Raw genomic sequence first — 12,474 nt, forward strand, 5'->3', positions numbered from 1 at the left:
CCTAGCGGTTTGACCGATGCAATAGCCGTTCGCAAGCACTTTTTGACAATGCCTTAGTGCGGGGAAAAAGAAAACCCATGCTTAACAGCGACTCAGTGTTCCCTATAAACCGCGCTGAATTATTAATGCTGCGTTAACGCTAGCGAAATCATATTGGTCTAGATACAACGCCCCTTACGGGTTGGGGCGATTTTACAAGATTCAGCGTGAGTATCGGCGGATAATCGATACGACGAGTGCGCGTGTGGATGGGCAGAAATGGCTTTAGTCATTGAATTTATGAAGACTTTTATGTGCTTTCGGAAAACCATCCGCTGCGTGGCTGGATTTGTTGTTTTTGCGACAGCCGTTTTGTCGGGTGCCCATGCCGTAGAGCTGAAGGATGTTCGGTTTGGCCCGAGCAAAGATACGACTAGAATCGTTTTTGATATTCAAGGAGCGCCAACCTATGCGGTCTCTGGTGATGAGGTTGGTGAAGGCCGTTTATATGTGAATTTTGAAAGCCTGTCTCTGGGGTCGGTCAACGCGGCGTTTAAGCCTGGAAAAGGGCATGTCGCCCGTTACGGTTTTGCTCTTCAGGGGAAAAACGGGACGCGTGCTGTTTTTGAATTCAATAAAACGGCGAAAATCAAAGAAGTTTTTGTCCTCGAACCCAAAGGTAAAGTTAGCCATTACCGATTGGTGGTAGATTTGCAAACGGCAGATAAAGCGGCTTTTTTAGCGAGTCTTCCCAGTGTTTACGGCGATATTGGCGCAGTCATAGAGCAAGTCATTGCCGACAATGAAACGCCGCCCAAACAAGATGCGCGGACAGTTGCGGCGACCGCATCATTGAAGGTTCCCCCAACGCCAACGCTGAAAAATCAGCCAGACGCAAAAAGCAGGACTGCTGCGGAAGGAACACCAAAGCTAAAGATTGTCATTGATCCAGGGCATGGAGGGCGTGATCCGGGGGCCATCGGGCCGGGGGGAACGTTAGAAAAAACGGTGACACTGGCGGCCGCCTTGGAATTGTCGAAAATCCTTGAAGAACGAGGAAACTACGACGTTATCTTAACCCGTGAAGCTGACAAAGACCCAAAAATCAAACGGGATCAGCGTGAAGAGCTTGCCAGACGCGAAGCGTTGGCACGCGCGGCAGGGGGGCAATTATTTATATCACTTCATGCTGACGCTGTCGCACAACCCGATTTGCGTGGCGCATCGGTTTATACCCTTTCAAACGAGGGGTCGGCGCGGTCTGCCAGCCTAGCAAAGTCGGAAGGTAATTATCACAGCTATGGTTTGGAGCTTAAAAAGTTTGATCCCGTATTAGGGGGGATTCTTCTTGATAAAGCCCAAGATACAACGCTCACACAATCGTCGAAATTTGCGGAAATCCTGATCGGCAATTTATCCGGCAAAACCCCGCTTCTAAACCGGTCCCACCGGAAAGGCGATCTGAGAGTGTTGCTCGCGACAGATGTTCCGGCGGTCCTTCTGGAAATGGCGTTCATATCTAACAGCAAAGACGAATCAAACCTGAAATCCAAGTCATGGCGCAAGCGTACCATGACGGCTGTTGCTGATTCGATTGATGATTATTTCACCGGTGAGCATGTGCAAAGGCATGCTGGCCTGCCAAAGGGTGCTGCAAAATAGCAAACCCCCTCGAAAATGAGGAATTTGCAAGGCTCTTGCGCCTCGCTGTTGTCCAAATTATGCGGTAGAAGGGCTTTTGTTATCGCGTCGCGTTTGGCGTGTGGATCAATAAGTCGTCAGAGGCAATAGGGGACGCGTTACGGTTTTTGGCGCTATGCGCGGTATCGTAGGCGGTAAAATCGGATGAGTGATCATAAAGACGACCGGCCTGAGAATAAGTCGAGAGAAGAATTCTCTCGTCCGGTGCGCGGAAACAGAAACAAAACCGAAGAAACGTCGCCGGATCACAGCATTGTTGATGATGAAGAGCCGATCGAACACGATATGTTTCATGCCGACGATACTCCTGAGAGCGATTATGACGAAAACGAAATTGTGCTCGGTGACCTCGACGAGGACTATGATGAGGATGTCGTCTTGAGCGAAGATGATGAGGCGAAGGCCCCGCCGCTTGCTGCGCCCCTGGCGGCAACAAAGCGAAGCGCGGCTACAACAGCGCCGCCCAAGAAAAAACGTAAAAAGACCGGTTCGAATGATGGCGGTGGAGCGATTGGTGTTGTGCTGAGATTAATCGGTCTTGCGCTGGCGATCGGTGCCCTTGGAGTTATCGGTGTTGCAGGGTTCTCGGCTTGGTATTTGAACAAGCTCAATCAAGACCTTCCAGATTACCAGGCGCTTGCAAATTACGCCCCGCCGGTAACCACGCGTGTTTATGCTGGCGACGGGTCTTTGGTGGCGGAATTCGCGCGAGAGCGGCGTTTGTTTGTGCCGATTGAATCGATGCCTGATCACGTGAAATACGCATTTGTATCAGCGGAGGATAAAACCTTTTACGATCATGGTGGCATTGACCTGCGTGGTATTACGCGCGCGCAATTATCAAATATCAGCAATGTTCTGCGCGGGCGTCGCCTCGAAGGTGGTTCGACGATTACCCAACAAGTTGCAAAAAACTTTCTTCTTACCAGCGAGCAAAAAGTCGAACGTAAATTACGGGAGATGCTGATCGCGCGGAAGATGGAACGGACTTATACCAAAGATCACATTCTTGAATTGTATCTCAATGAAATTTACTTGGGGAACAGATCATATGGGGTCGCGGCGGCGGCGCTGAATTACTTTGATAAATCGCTTGGTGATTTGACGATCGCCGAAGCATCTTATCTCGCGGCGATTACTAAAGGACCAAGCAATTACCATCCTATTAATAATGAAGCGCGTGCAGTGGAGCGCCGTAATTGGGTAATAGGCCGATTGCTCGACGATGGCCGTATCTCAGCAGAAGATGCCGCTGAGGCGCAGGCACAGCCGCTCGGTGCGCAAATTGCTCCTCCATTAGGTGCGCGCGACTGGACCATGGAATATTTTGCAGAAGAAGTCCGAAAGCAGATTGTCGAGCTTTACGGAGTTGAGGCGCTATACGATGGTGGGCTTTCGGTTCGTACATCCGTAGACCCTAACCTTCAAAAAAAGGCAGGAGATGCGCTTCGGCGGTGGCTGGTTAAGTATGACCAGCGTCACGGTTGGCGCGGTCCTATCAGTACGTTGGATATTGATGAGAATTGGCCAGAGGTATTTACGGAAGAAATTGATGATTTGCGTAATGCGCGCAAAGTTTCTGACGATATGGCACCTTGGCGGCCTGCGTTGGTTCTCGCTACATCTAAGGAAACTGCAAAAATCGGCTTTCCAGATGGTGCAGAGGCGACAATTCCGCTCGAACAACTAACATGGGCGCGGCAATATATTTCGGCAAATGATCTGGGCGAAGAAATCACCTCTGTGGCGGCGGTTCTAAACAAAGGTGATGTTGTGTATGTGGAGCGGATCGAAGAGGGCGTTGAGGTTTACGGCCTTCGACAAGCGCCGGCAGTCAATGGTGGTTTGATTGCGATTGATCCGCATACGGGCCGTGTCGTTGCAATGGTTGGCGGATTTTCCTTCCAGCTTTCGGAGTTTAACCGCGCGGTTCAAGCGGAACGTCAGCCAGGGTCTACGTTCAAGCCATTCGTTTATTCGGTTGCGTTAGATAGTGGTTATACACCGGCCTCAATCGTACTTGATGCACCTTTTGTGGCCCCTAGTCTCGATAGCTGGTACAAACCAGGTAACTATATCGCGGGCCGGTATTACGGTGAGAGCACACTGCGGTTGGGTATCGAGCAATCGCGTAACGCGATGACGGCTCGCCTCGCGCAAGATCTGGGGATCGGGCGTATCATTGATTATGTGAGTAAGTTTAATCTTTCCGACAGCTTGCCACGCGAATTGGCAATTTCGCTCGGGGCAGGTGAGACTACGTTAATGCGTATTACTGCTGGCTACTCAGTTTTTGTAAATGGCGGTAAAAGCGTTGATCCGGTCTTTATTGACCGAATTCAGGACCGTACGGGCAAGACTATCTACAAGCGCGATACGCGTAGTTGTCCGTCGTGCAATGCTGATTATTGGTCTGGACAGCTAGAGCCACAGTTGCCTGAAACGCGTAAACAGGTAATTGATCCGCGCACTGCATATCAAGTCACGTCGCTTCTTGAGGGGGTTGTTATTCGCGGCACTGGTTCTGCGGTTCGTCGTGCTACTAATAAACCTTTGGCAGGTAAGACCGGCACCACCAATGATTATAAAGACGCATGGTTTGTCGGGTTTTCACCAGATTTAGCCGCCGGGGTCTATGTCGGTTTTGATATGCCGCAAACATTAGGTCAGGGGGAGGCAGGTGGCACAGTTGCTGCGCCGGTCTTTGCTGACTTTATGGTTGAAGCGCTCAAGGATGAGGCGGGCATTCCCTTCCGGGTGCCTTCTGGTGTTCGTCTGGTTCGGGTGAATGCTAAGACTGGCCGCCCTGCCACCGGCGGCGATCGCAACGTAATTCTAGAAGCGTTCAAGGCCGATGATGTCATTGGCGCCGACCCTACGCGCGATGAGTTGTCGCTTGACCCGTTGAGTGCGGCACCTCGTTCGGATACTCCCAAGGACGAGTTGAACGGGCTTTACTAGAAAGCCAGTTTTCATCATATAACCACCAAACGCAGTGCCGGTTTTCGGCGCTGTTCAAAGATAGCAGGAGAGTGCATATGCGCGCCGAAATGGAATCCCTCGTCGAGGATATTAAGCAGTCATTGGAACTGCTGAGGAGGCGTCTTTGACTGGGACGCTGCCAAACGAGAACTCGACGAATTAAACGCACGCTCTGAAGATCCTACGCTCTGGGATAATCCAGAAGAAGCGCAAGCTTTGATGCAAAAACGCACGGCGCTTGAAACGCAGATGAATGCGGTGGGATCATTCGAAGGCGAGATGTCTGACCTTATCGAGCTTGCCGAAATGGCAACCGAAGAAGGCGACAATGAGAGCCTTGATGAAACCCAAGAGCTTATGTCGATCCTTCGGGATAAAGCGCAAAACGCAGAGATCGAAGCGCTGCTTTCTGGTGAAGCAGATAGCAATGATTGCTTTGTTGAAATTCATCCGGGAGCCGGCGGCACTGAGTCAAATGACTGGGCCTCTATGTTATTGCGCATGTATGTGCGGTGGGCCGGTCAGCGGGGTTATAAGGTTGGTGTCATCGAACAACAAGCCGGTGACGAGGCAGGGATTAAATCGGCAACAATCCAGATCAATGGTCACAACGCTTATGGCTGGATGAAAACGGAGTCGGGCGTACATCGGTTGGTTCGTATATCTCCTTACGACTCGAATGCGCGGCGCCATACGTCGTTTGCGTCGGTTTGGGTTTACCCCGTCATCGACGACAAGATTGATATCGACATCAATGAAAGTGAATGCCGAATTGATACATTCCGTGCGTCGGGGGCTGGTGGGCAGCACGTCAACACGACCGACTCTGCTGTTCGTATAACTCATATTCCGACAAATATTGTGGTTCAATGTCAGAACGAACGTTCACAACATAAAAACCGCGCGACTGCCTGGAATATGCTCCGTGCACGCCTTTATGAGTTGGAGTTGCAAAAACGCGAAGAAGCAGCATCGGCGCAAGCCGCATCAAAAACGGATATTGGATGGGGACACCAAATTCGGTCTTATGTCCTACAACCATATCAGCTCGTTAAAGACACCCGTACACAGGTGGAGCATCAAGACCCGGACGCCGTTTTGAATGGCTCGGTCGATGGCTTTATGAGTGCCGCGCTGGCGCAACGTGTTGGTGGCGACACAGCGTAGTAGCGCTTTTTCCCGAAGACGGAGGGAAGCGGGTGACTACAACACCGCTTTTTCGGCCATATGACGGCTTGAGGTTGCTAGCAAGGCGCTTTCTGACCTCGTTACATATGACTTAAATAGCGGATTCCTTTGCGTGATCCGCACTCAAAGGTTAACAAAGTATTAAAATGTGAATATAGTTAACGCGGTTTATTATTGACCTTGGCGGGTTTTTAGCGTTCGATAGTCACTATAGGTACTATCCCCTCCTTGTACCGATGATAATTTTGATCAGCAGAAAAAGGAGATTAGACGGTAAGCTATTCGGAACATTAATCCCGACCCACGCAACAGAACATACTCGAAAAAATAGCGAAGTCTGGTTTGCTGGCTAAGGATAAATGGGAAAGGCGCGATCGCTGCATGCGATCGCGCCTTTTTTTGATTGTACCTTTGATCGTATCAGAGAATTATTTCCGATAATCGAGGGGGGGCTTGCGGTCACCAAGGAGCGATTTATATTTGTAATTATCGCCGCGAGCCTCGATAAACTCTGCGGTTGCGGCGTCGCGAAGGTCTTTGTTCGTATAAAGCTCAATTGCTGCCAATGTCATCGCTTTGGCGGCGACTTGCGCACCCTTGACGCCAATAGTTGACCCACTTGCGGCAACGGCTTGCCAGCTATGGGCAGATGTGCCGGGTACCCACGTAGCTGCACGGACACCCACAGTTGGTGTTGCAAAAGAAACGTCGCCAACGTCAGTGGAACCATATCCAAGCGAGCGCGAATATGGCTGGATATCTTCTTGGCTACCGAGTGAAAGCCTGGGATCGTCAAAGCTCTTGCGGATATTCTCAGCAAATTTCTGTTCTGCAGGTGTATATTTTACGCCGCCGACCTCGCGAAGTTTTTCATCCATCATTTTTGCAAGCGTATCGTTGACCAGAAGGGGGTTGTTTCCATGAATGACCTCCCAATCGACTTCGGTACCCGTGCCAAGTGCAGCGCCGCGTGCTGCATCTTCGACCCGTGCCCAGATATTTTCGACGCCATCAGCGTCTGGATGACGCACATAATAAAAGACTTCGGCAAAATCTGGCACGACATTTGGCGCAAGACCGCCTTGTGTAATAACATAGTGAATTCGCGATTGTTGCGGAACATGCTCACGCATTAAGTTGACCATGTTGTTAAAGGCTTCGACCCCATCAAGTGCCGACCGCGCGCGGTGTGGGGCGCCAGCGGCATGCGCAGAAACCCCTCGGAACCGGAATTTTGCAGAACGGTTTGCGAGCGAAGTTCTGGCGGCTGCAGAGTTTTCATCATCAGCATGCCAATGAAGTGTGATGTCAACGTCGTCAAAAAGCCCCGCTCGAACCATATAGACTTTACCGCTGCCGCCTTCTTCGGCGGGCGTACCGTAAAAACGAATGCGACCGGGCGTATCGGTTTCGTCCAGCCATTCTTTAATCGAAAGCGCAGCGGTCAGTGATCCAGCACCGAAGAGATTGTGGCCACATGCATGTCCGGCTGCTTTGCCTTCGATTGGCGAGCGATCTGGAGTTGCATCCTGATTGATACCGGGAAGGGCGTCATATTCTGCGAGGATACCGATGAGGGGGCCACCACTGCCATATTCAGCGGTAAATGCAGTGGGGATCCCGGCGACGCCTTTGGTGATTTTAAACCCTGCGGCCTTTAGTCGATCTTGTAGTAATTGGGATGAACGTTCTTCCTGATAGCCGACTTCTGCCCATTCCCACAATTGTCGTGCGACGGTTGCGGTGTCGTCATATTTCGCATCAATTTTCGAGAGAACATTGTCGTCAGCGTGCGCAAATACGGGAAGTGCTGCAAGTGCGACGGATAGAAGCCAGCGTTTCATGGTGTTTCCTTCGGTCATTAACAGAAACAGCATATTGCCACGAATCCGTACGGCTTGTCATGATTGTTGAACTTGGTTTTGGGGAGCCAAGCCAATCTGGCGGCACCAAAAATGATGCCGCCTATGCGTTTTGGTTATACGCCGAACTTGAATTCGAGATTTAAGCCGAGGCTTTCGGCGTTAGATGTATCGAATTCATAATGAGTGTAGTCCGCGCGAAGGGCCATCGACTCTGTCAGATCGTATGTGGCTGATGCGCCCATGGCAAAGCCATCATCAGAGCCGCCAAATACGAGTTCATTGCCGCCAATGGTTGTTACGGTCGAGTCAATTTCTGCGAACGCGTAACCTGCACGCGCCGACACATCGAACCGATCACTTAAAGGAAGGGTTGCACGACCGTAAAAACCGATAAGGTAATCGAGCCCTAAATCGCCGGGACCGGACAATACATCGTCAAAGTCGCTGTCTTCATTATCGTCGAGATCGAAATCGTCTTCATCGCCATCAAAGTCGAATTCGCCATCATCGATTCCAAAGCTAGCATCAGTCTCTACGCCAAAATTGGGATGAAGTTGCCAACCGGCCCGTGCGGTGATTGCACTTACATTTGCATCGCCGCCCAGTTCTTCGTCAAAATCGAAATTGTTATAACCGCCAGAAAAATAAGGCCCTGTCGTTTCTTCGGGGCCGTTATAATTTTGTGCGCTCGCCGTGCTGCTTAAAACGATAGAACTTGCGCCTAGGGCGAGGGTGCTTAGGAAAAGCTTGGATTTATTCAAAGACATAGAACCTCCGATACTCGTTACAGTTGCAATTTGAATGAGAGCAACAAATACGATGGAGGTCCGTTTCATTGATTTTTGTTAGGGCGTCGGGGCCTGACATGGGGGATTTGCGCACAGCGCCAAATTTGGTCAGATTATACAAAAATATCAGGGAGATAATAATATGACGCAAGCCTCTTCAGGCGCAGCCACATCCCAAAAAGGCTTTTTAGGGTGGGTCGAGCGGACGGGTAATAAACTTCCCGATCCTGTCTTCATCTTTTTCTATCTCATCGTTGTTCTGGTTCTCATCAGTATTGTTGCTTCTTTGGCGGGGCTTTCCGCGCCGCATCCGACCAAAACAATCGAGGGCACCGACGATCCATTCATTATCAACGCTGTGAGCTTGTTATCATCTGAGAATATCCAACGACTTTGGGTGGATATGCCAAAGACATTTACTCACTTCCACCCGCTTGGGTATGTGCTGGTGGTAATGTTGGGCGCGGGGGTGGCTGAGCGGACAGGGTTGTTTGGCACCGCGATGCGTGCAGCTGTTCGCAACGCACCAAAGTTTCTTTTGACACCAATGGTCGCCTTGGTGGCGATGGTTGGTAATCTAGCGGCTGATGCTGCTTATGTGGTTCTTATTCCATTAGCCGGCGTATTGTTCGCCGCAGCGGGGCGACACCCTATTGCGGGTATCGCTGCGGCCTTTGCCGGGGTTTCTGGCGGGTTTTCCGCAAACCTGTTGCCGGGTCAGCTTGATGCCTTGTTGTTTGGCATTACTGAAGCGGCTGCGGAGTCCATTGTACCCACATGGGACGCAAACATCGCAGGTAATTGGTATTTCATTTTCACGATGACACTTATTTTCCTGCCGGTCATCTGGTTCGTGACGGACAAAATTATCGAACCGCGAATGGGCGGGTATGTACCCCAAGGACCTGCCGGTGAGATGGTTAAAGATGGCGATAAGCCGCTTTCGCAAGACCAGAAAAAGGGTTTGTCCCATGCTGGAATAGCGGCGTTATTGGTTTGTGCGGTATGGGTGTTTTTCACGGTTGGTCCGGGCACGCCATTGATTGATGAAGCGGCACGACCGGAAGCGCGGCTCTCGCCATTTTATAAGTCACTCGTCGCCGCGTTTTTAGTTTTATTTCTTGCGGCCGGTTGGGCCTATGGCGCAGCGGCAGGAACGGTAAAAGGTCATCGTGATATCGTCCGCATGATGAGTGAGGCCATGGCCGATCTTTCATATTACCTTGTGCTTGCTTTTGCGGCGGCGCATTTCGTTGCGATGTTCGCGTGGTCTAATCTTGGATTGATTTTCGCAGTGCAAGGGGCTGATGCAATTCAGGCGTCTGGCATGCCAATGCCGATTACCCTTGGTATGTTGGTTATTTTAACGGGTGTCGTGAACATATTTGTCGGTTCGGCGAGTGCCAAATGGGCCTTGCTGGCACCAGTAATGATCCCAATGTTGATGTTGTTGGGTATCAGCCCAGAGATGACCACGGCGACTTATCGGGTTGGCGATTCTGCAACCAATATCATCACACCCCTGATGGTTTATTTCCCGCTTATCCTGACTTTCTGTCAGCGGTGGCAAGGGAATTTTGGCCTGGGTAGTCTGACCGCGACAATGCTGCCGTACTCAGCCTTTTTGCTGGTAGGCGGGCTTGTGTTGGTGATGCTCTGGGTGGTTTTAGGTTTACCACTTGGGCCGGGTGCTGCGTTGCATTACACGCTGCCACCACAATAAATGATCAATCATATATAATTGAAAACGCCCGCTTTCGAGCGGGCGTTTTTTTAGGCGACGCTGATTTGCGGTGCAGCCTCGGGTAGATCTTCGCCAAATGCGCGTTGATAAAACTCGGCCACTGTCGGGCGTTCAAGTTCGTCACACTTATTTAGGAATGTCACGCGGAATGAGTATCCGATATTTTGGAATATTTCCGCATTTTGCGCCCACGTAATCACTGTTCGTGGGCTCATGACTGTTGAAATATCACCGGCGATAAATGCATTGCGGGTCATATCGGCGACACGGACCATGGCGTCGATCGCTTTGCGGCCTTCTTCGGAATCATAAAGCGGCACTTTGGCGATAACGATTTCGGTTTCTTCCTCGTGGGACAAATAATTCAACGTTGTCACGATCGACCAACGGTCCATTTGGCCTTGGTTGATTTGTTGTGTGCCGTGATAAAGCCCCGTGGTGTCACCAAGGCCAATAGTATTTGTCGTTGAGAATAGGCGGAACGATGGGTTTGGTGTCAGGACTTTGTTTTGGTCGAGCAGCGTAAGACGCCCTTCAGCCTCTAGAACGCGCTGGATGACGAACATCACATCTGGGCGGCCTGCATCATATTCGTCAAACACAAGTGCCACAGGGCGCTGAAATGCCCACGGTAGTATGCCCTCTTTGAACGCGGTGACCTGTAAGCCATTTTCTACGACGATGGCATCCTTGCCAATCAAATCGATCCGACTCACGTGGCTATCGAGATTAATACGAATGCATGGCCAGTTCAGACGGGCTGCGACCTGTTCAATATGGGTCGATTTACCGGTGCCGTGGTAGCCCTGAACCATCACCCGGCGATTATGGGCAAAGCCTGCGAGAATTGCCGTCGTGGTTTCGGGGTCGAAGCGATACGATTCATCAATCGGTGGCACATAGGAATTGGGCTTAGAAAATGCCGGAATTTCAATATCTAGATCTACGCCAAATGTTTCCTTGGCGGAAACCATGGTGTCAGGCTTTTCGAAAAACGTATCATCGGTAATCACAGTCATGGACGGCTCTTTTTCTTTTGCACATGCGAGCGCGGACCCTCGCGCGAAAGGCGCGTCGTGACAAGTACCTAAGGCATATCGGTTAGGGGCTTGAGGGCGATCAAATTGACGCGCCAGATAGATACTAGCGGGTCGGAAAGCAAAAAAGCAGCACCGAAGGGTGCCGCTTTTGGTATTGACGATATTTGCCTAGACTTAGAGAAACTGCGCTTTTTTCAAGATGGTATGGGCTTTGACCACATCGGCTAACTGCTGCTCGGCGCTTCTGTCGCCGCCATTGGAATCGGGGTGGAAGCGCCGGACCAATTCCGCGTACCGACGGCGAATCTCAGATCCGGTCGCGTTGTATTGAAGGGCCATGGTGTCAAACGCGCCAACTTGCATTTTGGTTAGCTTCTTGCCGCCACGATAGTGGCCGCGTTCGGCGGCGCGTTCCTTGGCTTCTTCGGCCATAAGCCCGAAAGCGTCGTCCGCATCGGCTGGACCACGAGCATTTGCGGCCGCTCTGGCGCGATCATTTTTGCCCATCGACCAAGTTGGCCGGTCGCCATATTGGCTCGCTTGCCTGACTTTGGCGGCTTCGTCATCGGAGAGGCCGTCAAAATAGTTCCAGTTCCGATTATGGTCGCGCGCGTGGGCAAGGCATAGCCATACTCGCTCGCGCGGCTCTCTCGGTGATTTGGGAAGGCTACAGGCGGCCTTCTCTTCGCAGTCGTCAGCTGCACATGAATGATCACCCGGATCTGACCATGCGGGCGGTTTCTTGCTTCTGCCGGGTGGTTTGACTCTGATGTCAAAGCCCAGGCGCGGTTTGTATTCTTTCTGAGTCATAGCCCTAATATGATGCGCGTTGCGTCTTGACACAATCTTGACGTCTGTGCCTCTTATGGTGTGTCTGGGGACATGTCAGTTTCAGAAACAATTCGCAATAAATTAATCCAGTCTCTCCAGCCCGAACGGGTGGAGGTGATTGATGAATCCCACCTTCATGCGGGCCATGCAGGCGCAAGGGAGGGCGGAGAGTCACATTTCCGTGTCTTCATTGTCTCAGCAAAATTTGAAGGTGCCTCGCGTGTGACACGGCAGCGCATGGTGAATGCTGCGCTCCGCAAAGAGCTGGCGGGTCCGGTTCACGCACTTGCCATGAAAACGCTCACGCCCGTTGAAGCGGAGCAAGAAGATTAAAAAAGTTGCGCCACAATCATTTT

At 51.2% G+C, this 12,474-nt stretch carries 9 protein-coding genes; 5 read left to right on the top strand and 4 right to left on the bottom strand.

The genetic code is table 11. The features are described 5' to 3' along the window. The first annotated feature begins 258 nt into the window (after positions 1 to 258). From ABFZ84_RS10110 to prfB, 3 genes are all read left to right on the top strand, one after another. Positions 259 to 1,641, top strand: a complete 1,383-nt coding sequence (locus ABFZ84_RS10110) for an N-acetylmuramoyl-L-alanine amidase (RefSeq protein ID WP_369313898.1) — start codon at positions 259 to 261, stop codon at positions 1,639 to 1,641. A gap of 558 nt (positions 1,642 to 2,199) precedes the next feature. After that, a complete protein-coding gene (locus ABFZ84_RS10115) occupies positions 2,200 to 4,641 on the top strand; it encodes a penicillin-binding protein 1A (RefSeq protein ID WP_407067108.1) in 2,442 nt (813 codons plus the stop codon). Positions 4,642 to 4,718: 77 nt separating this feature from the next. Beyond that, positions 4,719 to 5,829, top strand: a protein-coding gene (gene prfB, locus ABFZ84_RS10120; protein WP_369313900.1) for a peptide chain release factor 2 whose coding sequence is annotated in 2 segments (ribosomal slippage) — positions 4,719 to 4,787 and positions 4,789 to 5,829 — 1,110 coding nt in all. Because the reading frame shifts where the segments join, the coding sequence is not laid out codon by codon here. 449 nt (positions 5,830 to 6,278) lie between these two features. Here prfB and ABFZ84_RS10125 read toward each other — a convergent pair. Both ABFZ84_RS10125 and ABFZ84_RS10130 read right to left on the bottom strand, forming a co-directional pair. Beyond that, positions 6,279 to 7,694: an amidohydrolase gene (locus ABFZ84_RS10125; protein ID WP_369313901.1), complete on the bottom strand. Its 1,416-nt coding sequence runs from the start codon at positions 7,692 to 7,694 to the stop codon at positions 6,279 to 6,281. Positions 7,695 to 7,828: 134 nt separating this feature from the next. Continuing rightward, the gene (locus ABFZ84_RS10130; protein WP_369313902.1) at positions 7,829 to 8,482 is read right to left on the bottom strand and encodes an outer membrane beta-barrel protein; all 654 of its coding nucleotides are present in this window, start codon (positions 8,480 to 8,482) and stop codon (positions 7,829 to 7,831) included. Between the two features lie 163 nt (positions 8,483 to 8,645). Here ABFZ84_RS10130 and ABFZ84_RS10135 point away from each other — a divergent pair, with 163 nt between their 5' ends. After that, positions 8,646 to 10,226 carry an AbgT family transporter gene (locus ABFZ84_RS10135; RefSeq protein WP_369313903.1) on the top strand — a complete coding sequence of 527 codons (1,581 nt, stop codon included), beginning with the start codon at positions 8,646 to 8,648 and terminating at the stop codon, positions 10,224 to 10,226. A 50-nt stretch (positions 10,227 to 10,276) separates the two neighbouring features. Here the strand turns inward: ABFZ84_RS10135 and cobS are convergent, their stop codons facing one another. Both cobS and ABFZ84_RS10145 read right to left on the bottom strand, forming a co-directional pair. After that, positions 10,277 to 11,266 carry a cobaltochelatase subunit CobS gene (gene cobS / locus ABFZ84_RS10140; protein WP_369313904.1) on the bottom strand — a complete coding sequence of 330 codons (990 nt, stop codon included), beginning with the start codon at positions 11,264 to 11,266 and terminating at the stop codon, positions 10,277 to 10,279. 195 nt (positions 11,267 to 11,461) lie between these two features. Continuing rightward, complete coding sequence (locus tag ABFZ84_RS10145; protein WP_369313905.1) at positions 11,462 to 12,097, bottom strand: J domain-containing protein; 636 nt, start codon at positions 12,095 to 12,097, stop codon at positions 11,462 to 11,464. 72 nt (positions 12,098 to 12,169) lie between these two features. Between ABFZ84_RS10145 and ABFZ84_RS10150 the strand changes: the two genes are divergently transcribed. Next, complete coding sequence (locus ABFZ84_RS10150) at positions 12,170 to 12,451, top strand: BolA family protein (RefSeq protein WP_369313906.1); 282 nt, start codon at positions 12,170 to 12,172, stop codon at positions 12,449 to 12,451. The last annotated feature ends 23 nt before the right edge of the window (positions 12,452 to 12,474 follow it).

It is taken from the genome of Hyphococcus lacteus (assembly GCF_041058985.1).
Taxonomy (GTDB): Bacteria; Pseudomonadota; Alphaproteobacteria; order Caulobacterales; family Parvularculaceae; genus Hyphococcus; species Hyphococcus lacteus.